The 18,266-nt window shown below is 59.3% G+C and carries 19 protein-coding genes; 6 read left to right on the forward strand and 13 right to left on the reverse strand.

The window, feature by feature from the left end; translation table 11 throughout:
- Window positions 1-289 precede the first annotated feature (289 nt).
- The 3 genes from HMPREF2943_RS08475 to HMPREF2943_RS08485 are packed head-to-tail and all read right to left on the reverse strand — an operon-like array spanning window position 290 to window position 2,447.
- Window positions 290-1,279: a hypothetical protein gene (locus HMPREF2943_RS08475; RefSeq protein ID WP_246817297.1), complete on the reverse strand. Its 990-nt coding sequence runs from the start codon at window positions 1,277-1,279 to the stop codon at window positions 290-292.
- The gene (locus HMPREF2943_RS08480; RefSeq protein ID WP_070711336.1) at window positions 1,276-2,076 is read right to left on the reverse strand and encodes an ATP-binding cassette domain-containing protein; all 801 of its coding nucleotides are present in this window, start codon (window positions 2,074-2,076) and stop codon (window positions 1,276-1,278) included. Before HMPREF2943_RS08480 ends, HMPREF2943_RS08475 begins: the two co-directional genes overlap by 4 nt.
- Window positions 2,073-2,447, reverse strand: a complete 375-nt coding sequence (locus HMPREF2943_RS08485; protein ID WP_070444724.1) for a GntR family transcriptional regulator — start codon at window positions 2,445-2,447, stop codon at window positions 2,073-2,075. Before HMPREF2943_RS08485 ends, HMPREF2943_RS08480 begins: the two co-directional genes overlap by 4 nt.
- Window positions 2,448-2,672: 225 nt before the next feature.
- Between HMPREF2943_RS08485 and HMPREF2943_RS08490 the strand changes: the two genes are divergently transcribed.
- Complete coding sequence (locus HMPREF2943_RS08490) at window positions 2,673-3,890, forward strand: NYN domain-containing protein (protein WP_070711337.1); 1,218 nt, start codon at window positions 2,673-2,675, stop codon at window positions 3,888-3,890.
- Window positions 3,891-3,997: 107 nt separating this feature from the next.
- Here HMPREF2943_RS08490 and HMPREF2943_RS08495 read toward each other — a convergent pair whose 3' ends face one another.
- Both HMPREF2943_RS08495 and trxA read right to left on the reverse strand, forming a co-directional pair.
- Window positions 3,998-4,813, reverse strand: coding sequence for a PspA/IM30 family protein (locus HMPREF2943_RS08495; RefSeq protein ID WP_070444720.1), 816 nt, complete (start codon window positions 4,811-4,813; stop codon window positions 3,998-4,000).
- Between the two features lie 157 nt (window positions 4,814-4,970).
- On the reverse strand, window positions 4,971-5,336 hold the full coding sequence (trxA, locus tag HMPREF2943_RS08500; protein WP_070644737.1) for a thioredoxin: 366 nt from the start codon (window positions 5,334-5,336) through the stop codon (window positions 4,971-4,973).
- Between the two features lie 147 nt (window positions 5,337-5,483).
- Between trxA and HMPREF2943_RS08505 the strand changes: the two genes are divergently transcribed.
- Genes HMPREF2943_RS08505 through HMPREF2943_RS08520 form a run of 4 tightly spaced genes read left to right on the forward strand, consistent with a single transcriptional unit; the run spans window position 5,484 to window position 9,700 of the window.
- The gene (locus HMPREF2943_RS08505; RefSeq protein ID WP_010187886.1) at window positions 5,484-5,684 is read left to right on the forward strand and encodes a heavy-metal-associated domain-containing protein; all 201 of its coding nucleotides are present in this window, start codon (window positions 5,484-5,486) and stop codon (window positions 5,682-5,684) included.
- Window positions 5,685-5,689: 5 nt separating this feature from the next.
- Entirely contained in the window at window positions 5,690-7,861 is a 2,172-nt protein-coding gene (locus tag HMPREF2943_RS08510; protein ID WP_070711338.1) for a heavy metal translocating P-type ATPase, read from the forward strand.
- An 11-nt stretch (window positions 7,862-7,872) separates the two neighbouring features.
- Window positions 7,873-9,207, forward strand: coding sequence for an MFS transporter (locus HMPREF2943_RS08515; protein WP_010187889.1), 1,335 nt, complete (start codon window positions 7,873-7,875; stop codon window positions 9,205-9,207).
- Complete coding sequence (locus tag HMPREF2943_RS08520) at window positions 9,197-9,700, forward strand: VanZ family protein (protein ID WP_371325734.1); 504 nt, start codon at window positions 9,197-9,199, stop codon at window positions 9,698-9,700. Before HMPREF2943_RS08515 ends, HMPREF2943_RS08520 begins: the two co-directional genes overlap by 11 nt.
- Before the next feature lies 1 nt (window position 9,701).
- On the opposite strand, the gene dnaB is transcribed toward HMPREF2943_RS08520, so the two are convergent.
- The 8 genes from dnaB to HMPREF2943_RS08560 all read right to left on the reverse strand — a co-directional run bounded on the left by dnaB (window position 9,702) and on the right by HMPREF2943_RS08560 (window position 17,607).
- Entirely contained in the window at window positions 9,702-11,126 is a 1,425-nt protein-coding gene (dnaB, locus tag HMPREF2943_RS08525) for a replicative DNA helicase (protein WP_070711339.1), read from the reverse strand.
- A gap of 642 nt (window positions 11,127-11,768) precedes the next feature.
- Window positions 11,769-12,221, reverse strand: coding sequence for a 50S ribosomal protein L9 (rplI, locus tag HMPREF2943_RS08530; protein WP_010187895.1), 453 nt, complete (start codon window positions 12,219-12,221; stop codon window positions 11,769-11,771).
- Between the two features lie 46 nt (window positions 12,222-12,267).
- Window positions 12,268-12,855, reverse strand: a complete 588-nt coding sequence (locus tag HMPREF2943_RS08535) for a single-stranded DNA-binding protein (RefSeq protein WP_070444711.1) — start codon at window positions 12,853-12,855, stop codon at window positions 12,268-12,270.
- A gap of 51 nt (window positions 12,856-12,906) precedes the next feature.
- The gene (rpsF, locus tag HMPREF2943_RS08540) at window positions 12,907-13,197 is read right to left on the reverse strand and encodes a 30S ribosomal protein S6 (RefSeq protein WP_210384564.1); all 291 of its coding nucleotides are present in this window, start codon (window positions 13,195-13,197) and stop codon (window positions 12,907-12,909) included.
- Window positions 13,198-13,344: 147 nt separating this feature from the next.
- Window positions 13,345-13,527, reverse strand: coding sequence for a hypothetical protein (locus HMPREF2943_RS08545; protein ID WP_070644733.1), 183 nt, complete (start codon window positions 13,525-13,527; stop codon window positions 13,345-13,347).
- Window positions 13,524-14,879 (reverse strand): glycosyltransferase family 87 protein, encoded by a 1,356-nt coding sequence (locus tag HMPREF2943_RS08550; RefSeq protein ID WP_141750575.1) that lies wholly within the window; start codon window positions 14,877-14,879, stop codon window positions 13,524-13,526. Before HMPREF2943_RS08550 ends, HMPREF2943_RS08545 begins: the two co-directional genes overlap by 4 nt.
- 63 nt (window positions 14,880-14,942) lie before the next feature.
- On the reverse strand, window positions 14,943-17,171 hold the full coding sequence (locus HMPREF2943_RS08555) for a transglycosylase domain-containing protein (protein WP_070444706.1): 2,229 nt from the start codon (window positions 17,169-17,171) through the stop codon (window positions 14,943-14,945).
- Between the two features lie 76 nt (window positions 17,172-17,247).
- Entirely contained in the window at window positions 17,248-17,607 is a 360-nt protein-coding gene (locus HMPREF2943_RS08560; RefSeq protein WP_070644730.1) for a DUF5318 family protein, read from the reverse strand.
- A gap of 170 nt (window positions 17,608-17,777) precedes the next feature.
- Here HMPREF2943_RS08560 and HMPREF2943_RS08565 point away from each other — a divergent pair, with 170 nt between their 5' ends.
- Complete coding sequence (locus tag HMPREF2943_RS08565) at window positions 17,778-18,257, forward strand: MarR family winged helix-turn-helix transcriptional regulator (protein ID WP_070644729.1); 480 nt, start codon at window positions 17,778-17,780, stop codon at window positions 18,255-18,257.
- Window positions 18,258-18,266 lie beyond the last annotated feature (9 nt).

Consider the following 18,266-nt stretch of genomic DNA (forward strand, 5'->3'; position numbering starts at 1 on the left):
AAAGTACATTGGCACACTATTGAGTTCTCAGACATCGTCACCACACAGCCATACGGCCCGCTTTAAGCGAAACGCAGTACTGCGAGTAAAGAAAATATTTGTTGTCAGGGCCTGTTTTCCTACCGCCTCTCTCCAAGAACCTCTGTTCCTGTGGGGCGCTGTCGGTCGCGCTGACTCATATAAAGTTACATACGGCCTTGAAAAAACACAAATATGCACTTCAAAGAAGGTTTTTATCCCTTCTTGAAGTGCACAAAGACAACCGTTTAACGCCGACATTGGTTGGCGCTCAGCGTGACCCAAACCAGCCCATGAGGCCCGGGCTAAACACGTTGGTCTTTTTAGCCATCCGGGGATACGCGGCAACCCACACAACGTAGATGATTGCCATCCCTGTGAACGTCCACCCCATCGCAACGTTGGGATTGATAAGCCACGCTATGAACAGTATGGCGATTGCTCCCGCTAGCGCAGTTGTGTAAAGCCACGTCGGTTTGTCGGTAATGGCGAAACTTAAAAGTAGTGACGTTGTAGCAAGACACACGATGGTAAACCCCGCTGGATTGCCGGTCCACATCATCGCTACCAGATCGGCCACGAGCGATAGGACCACGGGGATTGCCGTGCACAGCACAGTGGCCTTAGCCCAGGCACCGCGCGGCAGCCCAAAGGCCACTGCATCTTTGAGTGAGCTGCGGATTGAATCAGCAACTAGCGGCAGGACAATCAACGTAACAATGACACCCACGATGCCCACGGCGGCATCCCACAGCTTGCTCACCACGATGGTTATGGCTATTGCGATGGCTACACCGATCGCAGTCCACATCCACGCGCGGACCTGGGGACGCAACACAATTTGGGAGACCGGGGACGCTGAGAACCAGCCCGTCGAAGAATCACCATCGCTGCCTACGATGAGGGAGCTCGCGGTCATGCGCGATGGCTCGACGCGCTTGGCCACGCAGAATATCCACGCTGCCGTTGGCGCGATGAGAGTCCACCACGGAAAGGCGAAGGGCGCGCTAACAAGAATGAGCACAAGCGTCAGGGAAGCATTGATTCGCCGGTGCCCATTCCACACCCGGGTGCTCAACCCAAAGGTCAGATAACGCGTGAAATCAGGCTGCGAAAGGTAAACCATAAGGACCATAAAGAGTGAGTAACCAATGGCCCACCCTTGCCCGCGATCCATTCCCAGCACCGGAAGGACAACAATCCACAAGGCAAAAAAGAAGCTGTTCCAGCTCAGCGCCATATGTCTATAGAGCTTCATCATGCCTCCCCCAATGCCAACACTGCCTGTTCGAGGGATACCTCGCTGGCACGCAAACCCATTTCCTGGGCCATGTCGAAGACGTTGGTGGTGTGGCTGGGGCGGGCGTCGACAAGCGCGCGGTCTGCCACGGCTGAGGTTTCGCGCTCAAGGACCGGAAGCTGCAGGCGCCCCAGCGCGCGATCGAGGGCTTCGGCAGAGCCGGTGAGTTGGACGACGCCCTCAATGAACTCATCGATGGGTCCGGAGATCGGGCTCTCCCCCATCAAAGCCACGGTATCGAGCAAACCGGATAACTCGTTGAGGTGGTGGGTGGAGACAATGATGGTGCGGCCATGCTCCTCGCGTAAGACTTCGTAGAATACTTCCCGCTTGGAAGCGTCGAGGCCGAGATAGGGTTCGTCGAGAAGCATGTACGGCACCCCCGAAGCCACCGCGACAATGAAGCTCGCCGCCGACTTCTGCCCGCGGGAAAGCCCCGAGTAGTTCTTCATCGGGAGCTCGAAACGCTCCACCAATTCCTCGGCGCGCTCCTTGTTCCAGGTGGGCCAGCGCAGGCTGGCTACGGTGAAGACTTTCTTCACGTTCCAGCCTTCGGGCAAGGGGTTGTCGATACCCATAAGCACAACCTTGTTGAGCACCTTTTCATTGTCATAGGGCTTGTCGCCATCGACCTTGATGCCGGAAGCATTCAGCTGTCCGGCAATCTTGCGTAGCAACGTGGTCTTACCAATACCGTTGGGGCCGACGAGGCCATGTGTGAGGCCGTCGCCGAAGGTGAAGTGTGGGGTGGAAATCATGAGTAGAGTCCTCGGCTTTCTGCGACAAGATCAATGAGGTCATGGAGCTGCTGGCGGGTATAGCCCAGGTGCACGGCTTCGTCGATCAGCGGCGCGGCGTACTCGGCTGCAAATTCTTGGCGACGCCGCGCGCGAATCATTTCGGCTGCACCTGAGGTGACAAACATCCCGATGCCCCGGCGCTTTTCGAGGATCCCCAGATCCACGAGAAGAGAAAGGCCTTTACGGGCGGTGGCGGGATTGATGCTATGGAAGGCGGCCAGCTCGTTCGTGGACGGCGCCTGTGCCCCTTCGGTGAGGGTGCCTTCGATAATGGCGTCCTCAATGAGCACAGCTATCTGACGGAAGAGCGGCTGCGCGGAGTTATCCATGCCGACTCCTTAGCTGGTTGGTTACTCATGTAACTAACCATATAACCATCCTTTAGTCCTGGCAAGACTGCATCGAGCCCTGACTTTGACCTGGGAATTCCCTCAAGGTTATCGACGTTTTGTGACTAATGGGGCACACTGGAACACACCGGCCTTAGGCTGGAAGACCTCACAGAAGTGACCTAAGAAAATTATTTAGAAGAAATAGAACGGAATTTAGGAGCCATGCTTGAACGAACACTTGTCTTCGTCGACACGTCATATCTACTCGCCAGTTTCTATAACTCATGGGAAACGGGTGCCCGAGCCCAGCTAGAGATTGATTTACCCGAAGTAGTCAGCTCCCTTGGTTCCATGATTGAGAACCAGGTTGGAAACCGTATTCACCGCCAATACTGGTATGACGGAATCCCGGATACTGGGCCCCACCGCTACCAGCGAGCGTTGCGCGTCTGCGATGGCGTGCAGCTGCGTACCGGCCAACTCATCGAATGGGGCGAGCGCCGCACCCAAAAAGCGGTGGATACCCGCCTTGTCGCCGACATGATCGTCTCCGCTATGAAGGGCCAAGTCACGGACTTTGTTTTGGTCTCCGGCGACGCCGACATGATCCCCGGAGTGCAGGAAGCCGTCAATAACGGCGTGCGCGTGCACCTCTACGGCTTCGGCTGGGATTCAATGTCCTCCGCTCTGCGCCATGCGTGTGATTCCACCACAATCCTTGATCCGCGCGAGGACTTCGCCGATGCAATGGAGCTCGAGGTTCTCGAAGGCCCGCTACCGCCAACCATCCGCGAACCCCAGAATTCCGAGGACGGCAGCGAGGACGTGAGCGATGCCGCTAGCGAGCTCGCTCCGGAATGCGAAGAACCTACCGAGGCACAAGCTGCTTTCCCCTCCGCACCGAAACCCGGGCCGGCCACTCCTTCTGCCGCGGCACAAGATGTGGCGGCCACGGCCGCTCACCCCGAGTCAGCAGCACCCAGCGCCCCCGCCGAGGACGAGGAGCCCTCCCAGCCTGGAACCGCTGCTCAGGAGCCTGCCGACAAAGAGTCGGAAGCAGGCACCGAAGCCTCGAAGCCTGCTCCCAAGCCGGCCGCGCCAAAGCCGTCGATGATGGCACCGCGCCGCAAGCTACGTTCGAAGTACGTTCCGCTCCCTGAAGAAGTGTGGAGCTCCGCCGGGTTCCAGTCTCCCTTTGATGTGGGACAGCAATATGCCTCGTGGTGGTTCGACAACGCTGCGAGCGCTGATCAACGCGACCAGGCTCACCTGCTATCGGGCGGCGGGCTGCCACCGGAAATCGACCGCCCGCTGCTGCAGTTCGCCTGTGAAACGCTGCACGAGTACACGCTCACCGAAACCCAGCGCGTCAACCTGCGCGATGGCTTCCACTCGGGCATCCGCGGCGTGCTCATCAATATCCGCCGGCAAGATAGCTAAAACACCACAGAGACCTTTGAGAGCATAAGGCGCTGAAACTCCCAGGCCGCGCTACGCGGCCCGCTCTCAAAGGTCCCTTTTCTATGCGGTGATGTGGTCCGCGGTGGCTACTGCTTGCCCTCGGTGGTCTCCGATTCGGAACCAACACCAGCTTCGGTGCCAGTCTCAAGCGCTTGGTCGCTAGCGAAGGGGGAACCTTCGATCTCCTTATTCTTGGCCATCTCGGCGCGAATCTCGTCCAAGCGGGACGCGGCGGCCGTATCGTGACCCGCGGCCGAAATCTCCTGAATCCGGCTGCCACCAGTTGCCTGGTGCAGCTCCTGAGCGCCGAGGGCATCGGCGTAGCGCTTCTCAATCTTGGCGCGTACCGAATCCAACGTTGGCGTGGAATCATCGGGCTTGAGCTCGTTCATAGAGTCCAAGGCCTCAGCGTTCTTCTCCTGCATCGCTGCCTGATCAGCCTGGGACAGCAACTGGTCCACCTGCGCGAGCTGCTCCTTAAGGCGGGCCTCCGACTGCTGCTGCTGGGCCTTCGCCTGCTCGGCAGCTTGGGCGGCGGCCTCGTGCTGGGACTTCAGATTGGCCAACTCATTCTCTACGGCGACCAGCTGGCTCGCCACGACCTCTGCCGCTTGGTTGTACTCGGCGGCCTTCTGCGGATCCTCGGAAGCATCCGCCAGCTCCAGCGCCCGGCGGGTCTGGTCTTGGTAGTCCTTCTGGGACTTCACCAGGCGGTTGAGCTGCATTTCCAGCTGGGTTTTGCGTCCAATAATCTCCGCCGCATGTTCGGAAATCTGGCGATGTTGCTCTTTCGCACCTTCCACGGCCTGCTGGATCTGGACCTTGGGGTCAGCGTTCTCGTCGATCTTCTGATCGAAAGAAGCCATCACATACTTCCAGCCTTTGCTAAATGGATTTGCCATCGCACTCACTCCTTAGTGGTTCCTGCAACAGTATTTGATGCAGCTCTTATTAGTGGCCTATATAAAAAGACGCTTTCCTGCGAGTGTAGCGATACTCACAGGAAAGCGCGCGCGGCGGGCGTACTTGGCCCTCCGCACCAAGGAGAAGTCTTCGGGACTATTCCGCCTTCTGGCTCTCCACCTGGGCGCGGACTTCGTCCATGTCGAGGGCCTTAACCTGGCCGATGAGATCCTCCAGGGCTGCCGGCGGCAGGGCGCCAGCCTCACGGAAGACCAGGATGCCATCGCGGAAAACCATCAAGGTAGGGATGGACTGAATCTGCAGCTTCGCAGATAGCTCCTGGTTGGCCTCAGTATCCAGCTTGGCAAACGTAGCATCAGGGTGCTCTTCAGATGCCTTCTCAAAGACCGGGCCGAAGCGCTTGCACGGGCCACACCATTCCGCCCAGGCATCGACGAGCGTGATGCCGTCGGCAGAGATGGTCTCCTGGAACGTGTCCTCAGTAATGTCAATCGTTGCCATGTTGTTCCTATCAGTCTCGGGGATTTTTGTCGGTTCTATCAACCCTCAACGGTACACAAGACTCGATTATTCCTTGCGCGTATACCCCAGGGGGGTATATTCTTGGCAGTAGCATTAACCGTTAAGAAGAGAGAAGGATTCATCACCATGAGCACCACCACCTACACCGTTACCGGCATGACCTGTGGCCACTGCGAGCTTTCCGTCAAGGAAGAGATCTCAGAGATCAGTGGCGTAACCGACGTTACTGCCGACCACACCACCGGCGCAGTCACCGTCACCGGGGAGGGTTTTAGCGATGAGCAAGTTGCTGCTGCCGTCGCCGAAGCCGGCTACGAATTGGCCTAAACACCATGACTACCAGCCTCACCCTCGGCATCACTGGGATGACCTGTACGTCGTGCTCCTCCCGCGTCGAGCGCAAACTCAACAAACTCGACAACGTTGAAGCCACGGTCAACTTCGCCACGGAGTCTGCCTCCGTGAGTTATGACCCTGCAACAACGACGCCCGCCGATCTCATCGACGTCGTCGAAGGCGCGGGCTACGGAGCCTTCACCATGGACGGTGAGGGGGAGGAACCAGCAAGCACGGCGGAGGATGCTCGCGAGAGCGAAGCCTCCGACATCCTTCAGCGCACCTTGCTCTCTGCGGCACTCTCGCTACCAGTGATGCTGCTTTCCATGGTCCCGGCCCTGCAGTTTCAGCACTGGCAGTGGGCCTGCTTGATGCTCACGACACTCGTCTACGTCATCGGCGGAGCACCCTTCCACCGCGCTACCTGGGCCAATCTGAAGCATGGCGCTGCCACGATGGATACTCTCATCACACTGGGCACTACCGCCGCTTTCGGTTGGTCGCTCTACGCGCTCTTTTTCGGCGATGCCGGAATGCCCGGTATGACCATGCACATGACGCTACGCTCCAATGACGCGCAGATGGACCACATCTACCTCGAATCCGTCGGCATGGTTATCACCTTCCTGCTGCTTGGACGGTGGTTTGAGCTCAAAGCTAAGGGACGCTCCTCCGAGGCGCTCACCACGCTGCTGACTATGGGGGCTAAAGAAGCCACCGTGCTTCGCGACGGCACCGAAACCCGCATTCCCGCCAGCGAGCTCCACGTAGGCGATGTTTTTGTGGTCCGTCCCGGCGAGAAGATCGCCACCGATGGCGTGGTTCTCAGCGGTCATTCCGCCGTGGATGAATCCCTGCTCACCGGCGAGTCAATGCCGGTTGAGGTTTCACCCGGCAGCACGGTGACGGGCGCTACCATCAACGCCTCTGGGCGCCTTGAGGTGCGCGCCACCCGCGTTGGCTCCGACACCGTTTTGGCCCAGATGGGCGCGCTGGTCACTGCGGCCCAGACCTCGAAGGCCCCTGTACAACGTCTCGCGGACCGCATCGCCGCCGTCTTTGTCCCGATCGTCATCGGCATCGCTCTCCTCGCCCTCGTGGCACACCTGTTGTTCGGTGGTATCGCCCCAGCCTTCGTGGCCGCCGTCTCCGTCCTCATCATCGCGTGTCCGTGCGCCATGGGCTTGGCGACGCCCACCGCAATCCTCGTGGGCACCGGGCGCGGCGCCGAACTGGGAATCCTCATCAAGGGCCCGGAGATTTTGGAATCGACGCGCCAGATCGACACCATCGTTCTAGATAAAACGGGCACCATCACGGAAGGCCAGATGTCGGTGGGAGCAATCCAATCTACGGCAGGGCACACGCAGCAGGACGTTCTTCGTCTCGCCGCGGCCGCAGAGCAGGGCTCCGAGCACCCCATCGCACGCGCCATCCGCACGGCTTACGACGGCGAGCTCCCCACAGCCGAAGACTTCCACGAGCTTCCCGGCCAAGGCATCGAGGCAACGATTGAGGGCGCGCACGTGCGAGTCGGCCGGCCGCCTGCGGGCTATGAGGGCACCGGGACCCAAGTCGGCGTCTACGTCGGTGACACCCTGGCAGGCACCATCGAGCTGCAGGATCGCATCAAGGAATCCTCCGCCACCGCCATCGCGGCACTGCACAAGCTAGGACTTACACCTCACCTACTCACCGGGGATAACGCCGGCGCGGCGCGTGCAGTGGCGCGAGCCGTTGGCATTGATGATGCCAACGTGACAGCGGAGGTCATGCCGGCAGACAAGGTAGAGGCTATCGCTCGACTGCAGGAGCAGGGGCGGACCGTGGCGATGGTGGGCGATGGCGTCAACGACGCCGCAGCGCTCGCGCAGGCAGACCTCGGAATCGCGATGGGCGCGGGAGCAGACGTGGCCATCGAAGCTTCCGATATCACGGTGATGAACAACGACCTGCGCTCCGTCGCCGAGGCAGTGCGACTCGCGCGCAGCACCCTGCGCATCATCAAGGGCAACCTATTTTGGGCGTTCGCCTATAATATTATTCTTCTTCCTGTGGCAGCATTTGGCCTGCTCAACCCCCTACTGGCGGGGTTGGCAATGGCCCTGAGCTCAGTCTTTGTGGTGACCAATTCTCTGCGGCTGAAAAGCTTTACCCCCGAGGAGTAAGCTTAGCCTGCATGAATCGTCTTGATCATCGCTCTATCTCACGCACGGAAAGGCTCGACCGCCTTCCCGTCACTGGAAAACACAAACGTCTCCTCTTCGGCTCCGGCATCGGCTGGGCGCTCGACGCCATGGACGTGGGCCTCATCTCCTTCATCATGGCCGCTTTGGCCGTGCACTGGGGGATCACACCGACCCAGTCCTCATGGCTGGCGTCCGTGGGCTTCATCGGCATGGCCCTGGGCGCCACCTTCGGCGGCCTGTTGGCCGATAAGTTCGGCCGCCGCCACATCTTTGCTCTGACTCTGCTGGTCTATGGCCTTGCCACGGGCGCTTCTGCCCTGGCAACGGGCCTCACGCTCCTCATCATCCTGCGCTTCTTCATCGGACTTGGCCTCGGCGCTGAGCTGCCGGTGGCCTCCACGCTGATTTCCGAGTTCGCACCGCTCAAGGTGCGCGGGCGCATGGTCGTTCTGCTGGAGGCCTTCTGGGCGGTGGGGTGGATCCTCGCTGCGGTAATTGGAACGTTCGTGGTGGGGGCGTCGGAAAGCGGCTGGCGCTGGGCCCTAGCGCTTGGCATGGTGCCCGCGCTCTACGCTCTCTATGTACGCCTTCACTTGCCTGAATCAGTGCGCTTCTTGGAGTCGAAGGGCCGCCACGAGGAAGCAGAAGAAATCGTCGCTTCCTTTGAGGCCGAGGTAGACGAGGCGGACATTGACCGCACGACCCCGGCACCGACCTACTCCGAGGAAGATGTCACCGCCACCAGCATTTGGTCAAAGTCCTTGCGCGGGCGCACGCTGGCGCTGTGGACCATCTGGTTCTGCGTCAACCTCTCTTACTACGGCGCCTTCATTTGGATTCCGTCACTGCTCGTCGCGGATGGCTTCTCCCTGGTGAAGTCCTTCAGCTTCACGCTGATTATCACCCTCGCCCAGCTACCCGGCTACGCCGCAGCCGGCTGGCTCATTGAGGTCTGGGGCCGCCGCTCGACCCTAGCGATATTCCTCGTGGGTTCCGCCCTGTCCGCCGGGTTCTTTGGTTTCGCTAACACTGAAGCCATGATCATCCTGGCCGGTTGCCTGCTCTCCTTCTTCAACCTTGGCGCGTGGGGTGCGCTGTACGCCATCGGCCCGGAGCTCTACCCCACCGCCCTGCGCGGGCGCGGTACCGGTGCGGCAGCTGGCTTCGGCCGACTCGCATCAATCCTGGCACCGCTCATCGTTCCGCCGCTCATCGCGGTGGCAGGAACGGGCTCGCTCTTCGCGCTGTTCGCAGCAGCCTTCGGCCTCGCAGCTGTAGCAGCACTGACACTGCCAGAGTTCAAGGGCAGGACCCTTGCTCAATAGGGTCGCCCTTGGCGCGTGGATCGCGGTCATGGCCGCGCTCACCACGCTTAAGCCCTTCTATCAGATTGGCTACCTCTGGAAGCCGGAGAACCAGCGAGTTCGTGACCTGCGTTTGGTGCCACTTGATGAGTTCTCCGGAGGCACCTGGTTTGGCCCGCTTTTTGAGTATGCGGGCAATACCGCCTTTTTCATTCCTTTCGGCATGCTCGTCTTCAGCATGTGCCGATCAATCAAGGCAACGGCCGCGTGGGGATTCGCGCTGAGTTTGGCGCTGGAAACAGTCCAGTATGCCTTCGCGCTCGGACGCACTGATATTGATGACCTCATCTTCAATACGATCGGCGCGCTCATCGGCGCGGCATTTGCCCGGCTTTGTGGCGAGCGCTTCTTCCCGGTGTGGCGATGGCTGGCGCTCGCCGCGGCTGCGGTCTTCTTGGTCTTGGTCATCCTCGGCCCACGGTTGGGTGACCCCAACGCTGTCGTGGACCTGTAATTTAACCGTGCGCCATGTTGACGAACTTGGAGTAGTGCAGCTGGTGCGCCACCTTCACCGTGTCGATCGGGCCGCCACGGTGCTTGGCCAGGATGATATCCGCCTCACCGGCGCGGGGATCATCGCGGTCTTGTGAGTCTGGGCGGTAGAGCAGCATAACCATATCGGCGTCCTGCTCAAGCGAGCCGGATTCACGCAGATCCGCCAGCTGCGGCTTCTTATCGGTACGGGATTCTGGACCACGGTTCAGCTGCGAAATCGCGATGAGCGGAACTTCCAGCTCCTTGGCCAACAGCTTGAGCTGGCGCGAAAACTCCGAAACCTCTTGCTGGCGGGACTCCACCTTTTTGCCTGAAGACATCAGCTGCATATAGTCCAGCACAATGAGGTCTAGACCGTGCTGCTGCTTGAGGCGGCGGGCCTTCGAGCGAATTTCCATCATGGTGAGGTTCGGGGAATCATCGATGAACAGAGGCGCATCCTGGATGCGGTTGAGGGTGTCATCGATCTTGGCCCAATCCTCCGTGGACACGCGGCCACCGCGCATATCCGACAGCTTCACTTCCGCCTCCGCAGACAACAGGCGCATGACGATCTCTGAGGCAGACATCTCCAGGGAGAAGACCACGGAGGTCTTGTTATGCTGCAGTGATGCCGAGCGCATGAAGTCCATGGCCAGCGTGGACTTACCAACGCCAGGGCGGGCGGCGACGATGATCATCTGGCCGGCACGCAGACCATTGGTCAGGTTATCGAGGTCGATGAAACCGGTGGGCACGCCGGACTCCACGCCGTTTTGTTGCAGGGCGGCGAGTTCATCAATGGTGGGATCGATGAGATCACTCAGCGCACGGTAATCCTCGGTCGTTTTCTTCTGCGCGACAGCGAAAACTTCCTGCTGGGCGCGGTCCAGCACGGACTCAATCTCCATGTCTTCGGAGCCTTGGAAGCCGAGTTGGACGACTCTTGTTCCAGCGTCCACCAGCTTGCGCAGCACCGCCTTCTCCGCGACAATCTCCGCGTAATAGCGGGCGTTGGCAGCGGTTGGCACCGTGGCCAACAGGGTATGCAGGTAGGGCGCACCGCCAACGCGCTCGAGGTTGTTATATCGATCGAGTCGGGCCGCCACAATCACCGCATCAATGTCGGTGCCTGCGGCATAAAGGTCAATCATGGCCTGGTAGATGAGCGTGTGCGCAGGATAGTAAAAATCCTCCGGCTCCAGCTCTTCAATGACCTCCATGACCGTGTTCGGGCTCAGGAGCATAGCACCAAGGACGCCTTGTTCTGCCTCACGGTCCGCGGGCGGCTGACGGAATTCGCCGTAACGCTTAGGCTCCTCCTGCCGGTAGGAGCGGCGGGTTTCCTCCTCTACCGGCTCCGGTGGTGGTGGAACCTGGTCATCATCAAAACTGGCATTAGTCATTGCTCATTAATCCCACCGTTCATTAATCCCACCCTGGCCGTGTGCCTGAAATCCTCACTCTTCTCCGCGCCGGACGGCCAGGCTTCGATGCAGTGCCGAGCGGCAACCGCGCGTTGTACACAACAGTCTAGCTGAGGGTCAAGACACTACCCCTTGGGCATAACTCCCATAGTTATCCACAGAGACCTGTGGAATTCCCAGGTCAGCAAAGACACGGTGTGCAAAGACAGAGGTCAGGGCTGTGGATAACTTTGCAGCGCTGTGACCTGCGATGATTATTTCCACTGGTCAGGATAGGTTTTTCCTAGTGTGAAAATCCGCACAAACCGGTGGAAAAGTAGGCCCCCAACTGAATATCGCCCCTACCAGCGGGTTAACACCGTGCGCCGTGAGTAAATTCACCGTTAACTCACCACCAAGTTATCCACAGATAGTGCGAGTTATCCACAGTTTGAGTTTTTCCCCAAATCTCTATCCCCAAAAGCCCACAAAACGGCCTGAGGCCGTGCTTCCTCTCACCACCTCACATAGTGGGAGGAGCACGGCCTCAAGCCTTGCTGTTGTCTTAAGGTCAAGTCCTGCGTACCGGCGCCGCGCCTCACACGCGGGCGGACGGAGGGTGACCGTCGTGCGCCTTAGTTCTTAGGCAGCGACGACCGAGAAGTTCACCTTGCCGATAACGTCAGCGTGCAGCTTCAGCTCGACTTGGTAGTTGCCGGTCTTCTTGACCAGGCCCTTGGGAAGCACAACAATGCGCTTGTCCAGCTTCGGGCCGCCAGCGGCGGCAACGGCGTTCACGATGTCCTCTGCGGACACGGAGCCGAAGAGCTTGCCGGACTCGGAGGTCTTCACCGGGACGTTAACGTCCTTGAGCTCCTCCAGCTGGGTACGGATCTCGCGTGCATGGTCCAGGTCGCGGATTGCGCGAGCTTCCTGGGCGCGCTTGATGCCCTCGATCTGCTTCTCAGCACCGCGGGTGGCAACGATAGCCAGGCCGCGCGGAAGCAGGTAGTTACGTCCGTAGCCGTCCTTAACCTCTACAATTTCGCCGGGGGCGCCGAGGTTCTCAACGGCAGCGGTGAGGATCAGCTTCATGATCCCTGCCTTTCAATTGAGTTAAATGAATACTTGCGTGACAGTCTTAGAACGGGGGTTCTGCATCCGCACCACCAAAGCTTCCTGCTTGGGGTGCCGAATTCCACGGATCGTTGCTCGGAGCCGACTGCTGGGACTGCTGCGGGGCAGAGGACTGGGACTGGTTTCCAGAGAAACCACCCTGGTTTCCGGAGAAACCGCCTTGGTTGCCACCGCTGTAGTTAGCACCACCCTGCTGCTGGCCGCCATAGTTGCCGCCGCCGTTGCCGGACTTGCGGTTAACCTGGGCGGTTGCATAACGCAGGGACGGGCCGACCTCATCGACCTCAATCTCAAAAACAGTGCGGTTCTCGCCCTCACGAGTCTGGTAAGAGCGCTGGCGCAAACGGCCATTAACGATAACGCGCATGCCCTTGGTCAGGGTCTCCGCAACGTTTTCTGCGGCTTGGCGCCACACGTTGCAGGTGAGGAACATGGCCTCGCCATCCTCCCACTGGGAAGTCTGCTGATTATAGCGACGCGGGGTGGAGGCAACACGGAAATTCGCTACTGCGGCACCCGCCGGGGTGAAGCGCAGTTCCGGGTCAGCAACGATATTGCCGACAACCGTGATGTTGGTATCTCCCTGAGCCATGTCTTTACTCCTTAATATCGGTTACGTGGATTGCTCGAAACCCAGTATCCGCTATTTGCTGTCGGTGCGCAGAACCTTGGTACGCAGGATGGAGTCGTTCAGGTTCAGACGGCGATCGAACTCGAGAACGGAGTGGGATTCACACTCCAGCTCCACGACTGCGTAGATGCCCTCTTCCTTCTTGTTGATCGGGTATGCAAGACGGCGCTTGCCCCACACGTCAACCTTTTCGACTTTGCCGCCATCCTTGCGGATTGCCTCGAGGAACTTGTCTAGGGACGGGGTTACGGTGCGCTCATCCTGATTAGGATCCAGAATGATCATGACTTCGTAGTGACGCACGGACCTCATCACCTCCTATGGTCTAGTAATTGGTATCGGCCATATCACCTTTGCGGATATGACAGGAGGGTCTGTTGCGTCAAGCAACCCTCACACAGTACCGCACTGACCGGCGGAAAAGGAAATCCCCTATCTCCTCGGCCACATCTAGTGTGTCGCCGCGACAAAGATCGCCGCACCAGCAGGAATCACAGTGAGGAACAAGAGAGCCAGCAGCCCCAGCACAATGGGCCAGGTGCGGTCTTGAGAGCGTTGAAACAGGTAATAGGCGCTCAACACGCAGATAAAACCCAGCGTGATGGAGATGATGCCCAGGATCGTCATAGTCATAGCGCAAAATCCCCCGCCAATGGATCCCTACCGCCGTGCGCCGCACGGACCTTATCTTCCGCTTTGCCCCACATCTGACGGATGATCAGCACACCGATGGCAATGATGAAGCCATCACGAGTAATCACGGCGATATCCAGCATCTCGTGCGGCAGGCCCTTATTCTCAGCCCCAAGCATGTGCCAGGTAAGGATGGGCCAGAGGAGGGCGTCGGCAAGCGCCCAGCTAAAGATGAGGCGCCAACGTGGCAGGGCCAAGAGTGCCGGTACGACGAGCCACAGTGAGTACTGCGGCGACCACACTTTGTTGAAGATCAGGAAGGCCATGATGATGAGATAGATCATCTCAGCTACCCGTGGCGCACGCGGCGTAGTAAGCCCCATAATGGCGATGGCAGCGCAGCACGCTAGGAAGGCCACGAGGGAGAAGGTGTTGAGGAATTCGGCTTCGAAGCCCACGCCCGTCACGCGACTCAACAGCGCATAGATCGTGGTCCACTCCGCACCGCGCTCTTGATTGAGCCTGAAGAACTCGCCCCACGCTTCGGGGTAGGCCAGTGCCACGGGAAGGTTCACCACGAGCCACGTCACAGCGGTTGCCACGATCATCTTGAAGAAAGGTGCCCACCGTTTATGGCGGATGGCCAACACTAAAAACGCACCCAGGATAAACAGGGGCCACAATTTAAAGGCCGTGCCAAGGCCGATGAGGATACCGGCAAGCCAATTCTTGCGCTTCGTCACTGCGAGTAGCGCACCCACCATGAAGGCCACCGACGGAATGTCCCAGTTTGTAAAAGCGTGAATAACCACGAGCGGGCTGGCCGCCATGAGGATGGTGTCCCATGCCCGGTTCCCCGTGAGCTGAAAAACCATCACCACGGTGCCGACCCACACGAGAGACATGATGAACGCGGTCAGTCCGAAGTACCAGCTGACATCTGCCATCCCAAGCCACTCGACGGCCGGATAGGTGGTGCGCGCCAGCCACCCGACGGCTCCCTGGAAGAGGCCGGCCAGTACTGGGTACTCCATGTAGCGGGTGAGATCGCCCTCAACCCAGGAATAGGCATAGGGGAAGCCCGGCTGATCGAGTCCGCGCCCACCATAGAGAGGGACGATGTCGTTATAGCAAAAGGCCGTGTATTGGCGGTTGCCATCCCAGTTCAGGCTGATGAGGCCATCCTCGCCCCGGCGACTACCCGCACAGGTTGCCTTACTCAAAAACCCAAACGCCAAAAACGTCCACGCCAGGGTGATAACCACGCGCAAGGGTGTCCACCACCCAGCATAAGCCGAACGAGCAAAGCGCCCCGTCGGCCCACCCAGGGCGTCGACCGCGTTATGGGTCATAGACTCAGATGAGAGAGACACGATCCGCGAAGTAGTGTGATAGCTCACCGGGCGATCAATCTCCTATTGACCAAGTAATTGGTCGAGTCCATCTCCGTTGAGAATGTCATCAAGTGAAGGGACCTCGGGCTCTGCGGGTTCGGCCGGTTGCTCAGGCTGGGCCGGCTGCGCCGGGGCATCACCATGCCCCTCGTCATGGTGTTGGCCTTCCTCTGGTTTTGCCTCGCCCTCGCCCTCAGCGGCTTCGCCCTCCGGGCTTGCCGGGGTCTGGTCCCACGTCGTGGTCTGGCTCGGGTCATAGACATAGCCCGAACCCCAACTGCCGACGCCGTAGTTGATCGGATAGGCCTGCGGGAAGGTCTGCTGCTCGACGTTAGCCAGAGAAGTGTCCAAGATGGACTTCCAGATCTTCGTCGGTGCGTCCGAGCCGTACATGATGCCGCCCCACTGATTGAAAATCGCGGAGGTGTTGTCGGCCGTGCCTACCCACACTGCTGTAGCCAGCTGGGGCGTGGAACCGACCATCCACGCATCTTTGTTCTGACCGGTGTCACCCAGCTGCGTGGTACCAGTCTTAGACGCAGACGGGCGCCCGCCAGCTAGCGCGCCATTCGACCATGCGGCAATTGGCTGCATCGCGGAGATCACGTTGTTGGCCACGTTGGCGGAGACACGGCGTTCACCGCCGTCGGTCGGGTTCTCGTAGAGGACTTCGCCGGCAGCGTTTTCTACCTTTTCCACGAAGTGCGGCTGATGCCATATGCCTTGGTTGGTCAAGGTGGCCATTGCCGTCGCTATATCGAGCGGACGCGACTGGTACTGGCCCAGCACGATGCCCTCGTACGGCGTTCCACCATTTTCAGTGAGGGTCTTTTCAATCCCCGGAAGACTGCGCGGCACGCCCAACGCATGCGCCATATCCGCGGTGTCCTGCGTCTTGTTTTCCAAGTCATCCTGGAGGCGCAGGAAGGACGTGTTATAAGAATTCTTCATTGCCTCAGCGATGGAGCAGCTACCGCAGCCGGCACCCACGTCGTTGGTCACGAGCTGCGATCCAGGCAGCTGGTAGGGCGCCGAGGAGTAATAAGTATTGAGATCGATGCCCTGCTGGAGCGCTGCGGCCAGGGTCATAATCTTGAAGGTTGAACCTGTCTGCAGCGGGGAATTGGCATAATCCCAGCCGCCAGAATCATCGCCGCCATAGTAGCCGCGCACGGCACCCGTAGCCGGGTCAATGGTGACCGCCGCTGCACGTGCATCTTCCTGCAGCACTCCCAGCTCTGCATGAGCAGCATCCGTCGACGCATTCTGGACGGTCATATCAATGGTTGTCGTCACCTTCAGGCCACCAGTGGCCAGCTGATCCTCGGTGATGCCCACACGGGACAGCTCATCGATGACCTGGTTCTTGATGTGGCCATAAGCGCCTGGCGCTTCGGTGTAAGCGGAATACTCAGACGGATCGCGAGTTTCCGGGAAGACCAACTGATCGCGTTCAGCCTGATCCAGGTCACCCATCTCAACGAGGCCATCCATGACGTAGTCCCAACGAGCATGAGAACGTTCCTCATCTACCCACGGATCAAGGACAGACGGTGACTGGATAACGCCCGCGAGCAGCGCGCCTTCTTCCTTCGTGAGGTCCTTGGCGTCCTTATTGAAGTAGGCATTGGAGGCAGCCTCGATGCCGTAGGCATTGCGGCCGAAATAGACGGTGTTGAGGTAGGCGTTCAGGATGTCCTCTTTGGCCCACTCATTGGTCATCTTCACCGAATAGATGAGCTCACGGATCTTGCGGACGTAGGAATACTCGTCACCAACTAGGGTGTTTTTCACGTATTGCTGGGTGATGGTGGAACCACCACCGGCGGTGCTATCACCCGTGAGCTTGCCCAAGACGGCGCGGCCCAGACCAGTAAAGGAGAAGCCCGAGTTGGTCCAGAACTCACGGTCCTCGGCAGCGAGGACCGAGTCCTCCACATAATCCGGGATCTCTTCCAACGTCACCTGACGGCGGTTGCCTTCCGGCGGAACGAGCTTGGCCAGTTGAGTTTCACCATCGCCGGCGACGATGGTGGAGATCTGGCTCGGCTGCAGCTCCTTGGGCCCGGGGACGTCGTATTGCGTATACGCGTAGCCGAAGAGCAGGGCAGGAATGCCCACTAGTACAAACAAAACAGCCAGCACGATCCACGGCCAGCGGCGTTTAGAGCTGGATGAATGTCGTGCGCTGCGCGAGGGGCTCTTCCGACGTTTACCGGCCTTTCGCCCAGAGGTTTCCTTCTCGGTCACTGATCCGTGTCCTCATCAATCCTGTACAGAAACTGTAAATATATGCAGCTTACCGGCGCGAACTGGGAAGCCAAAACTACCCTAGAGCATAGACCGTGGCGGCTCGAAGCAGATGATTCCAGCGGCACGCCGGACACACTTCCACGAAGTGCACGGTAAATTCCAGCCCTTCTGCGGCCATGTCCGCAATTTCCGCAGCGCTCCGCGCACTTCCCGCCCGGCGCTTTAAAGCATCTCCATAAACCCAACGGGTCAGTCGCATGTCTGATTCACACACCGGGCACGGCTTGCGCATGTCGACGCCATGGTGTTCCGCCGCCGCGCGAAGGAGAAAGTCGGCATCGCATAGCTCTTCGCGCGTCACCTTTCCCGCGCGAAGCTCACGCAGATGCTGTGCACGCTCCCATTCATAAGAGACTTCGTTGCGGTAGGCCACTTCTGGCCTTGTCTTTGCAGACTCTGCCTTTGACGGAGAATTCACGCCGGACAGTGTAGTGCCGGCGGCGTCAACAATCTAGGCCCTTTCATAGTGCTTCGCGGTGGGAAACCAAATTTTTTAATCGGCTAACTACCGCTCCGCGAAATTACTAGCTACACTTATTTTCCATGAGTGAAGAAACTATCGAATCCCCCATCCCTTACGAGGATGCCCTGGAAGTCGCCCGCCAGATCCAGCCCGCGCTCAACAAACTCATGCTCATTTTCCAGCGCACGACAGAAGGCACATCCCTCACCACGTCGCAGGTCTCCATCATGAACCAGCTGCGCATGCGCGGCCCTTCGCGCGTGAGCACCATCGCCCAGGCAGAGCTCATCCGGATGCCTACCGCCTCCAATGCGCTGTACCAATTGGAACGCCAAGGTTTCGTGGAACGGCACCGCGACGAAAAGGACCGCCGCGGTGTGCTCGTCGCCCTTACCCAGCTCGGTGAATCCGAGCTGACCATCGTCTCTCGCCAGCGTGCGGCGGCTTTGGCAGAGATCCTGCGTTGGCTCGATCCAGAGGATATCAAGGACGCTGACGCTTTGGTCAATCTCATCTCCAAGCTTGCCGATGTCTACCGTCCAATCATGGAAGGGAAATAGACCAAAAAG

It is taken from the genome of Corynebacterium sp. HMSC072D12 (assembly GCF_001813925.1).
In the GTDB taxonomy this organism is placed as follows: domain Bacteria; phylum Actinomycetota; class Actinomycetes; order Mycobacteriales; family Mycobacteriaceae; genus Corynebacterium; species Corynebacterium aurimucosum.

Excerpts from the sequence above, each read along its gene's own strand:
- HMPREF2943_RS08475 (WP_246817297.1), bottom strand. The coding sequence starts at position 1,279 with ATGATGAAGCTCTATAGACATATGGCGCTGAGCTGGAACAGCTTCTTT.
- HMPREF2943_RS08480 (WP_070711336.1), bottom strand. The coding sequence starts at position 2,076 with ATGATTTCCACCCCACACTTCACCTTCGGCGACGGCCTCACACATGGC.
- HMPREF2943_RS08485 (WP_070444724.1), bottom strand. The coding sequence starts at position 2,447 with ATGGATAACTCCGCGCAGCCGCTCTTCCGTCAGATAGCTGTGCTCATT.
- HMPREF2943_RS08490 (WP_070711337.1), top strand. The coding sequence starts at position 2,673 with ATGCTTGAACGAACACTTGTCTTCGTCGACACGTCATATCTACTCGCC.
- HMPREF2943_RS08495 (WP_070444720.1), bottom strand. The coding sequence starts at position 4,813 with ATGGCAAATCCATTTAGCAAAGGCTGGAAGTATGTGATGGCTTCTTTC.
- trxA (WP_070644737.1), bottom strand. The coding sequence starts at position 5,336 with ATGGCAACGATTGACATTACTGAGGACACGTTCCAGGAGACCATCTCT.
- HMPREF2943_RS08505 (WP_010187886.1), top strand. The coding sequence starts at position 5,484 with ATGAGCACCACCACCTACACCGTTACCGGCATGACCTGTGGCCACTGC.
- HMPREF2943_RS08510 (WP_070711338.1), top strand. The coding sequence starts at position 5,690 with ATGACTACCAGCCTCACCCTCGGCATCACTGGGATGACCTGTACGTCG.
- HMPREF2943_RS08515 (WP_010187889.1), top strand. The coding sequence starts at position 7,873 with ATGAATCGTCTTGATCATCGCTCTATCTCACGCACGGAAAGGCTCGAC.
- dnaB (WP_070711339.1), bottom strand. The coding sequence starts at position 11,126 with ATGACTAATGCCAGTTTTGATGATGACCAGGTTCCACCACCACCGGAG.
- rplI (WP_010187895.1), bottom strand. The coding sequence starts at position 12,221 with ATGAAGCTGATCCTCACCGCTGCCGTTGAGAACCTCGGCGCCCCCGGC.
- HMPREF2943_RS08535 (WP_070444711.1), bottom strand. The coding sequence starts at position 12,855 with ATGGCTCAGGGAGATACCAACATCACGGTTGTCGGCAATATCGTTGCT.
- HMPREF2943_RS08545 (WP_070644733.1), bottom strand. The coding sequence starts at position 13,527 with ATGACTATGACGATCCTGGGCATCATCTCCATCACGCTGGGTTTTATC.
- HMPREF2943_RS08550 (WP_141750575.1), bottom strand. The coding sequence starts at position 14,879 with ATGACCCATAACGCGGTCGACGCCCTGGGTGGGCCGACGGGGCGCTTT.
- HMPREF2943_RS08565 (WP_070644729.1), top strand. The coding sequence starts at position 17,778 with ATGAGTGAAGAAACTATCGAATCCCCCATCCCTTACGAGGATGCCCTG.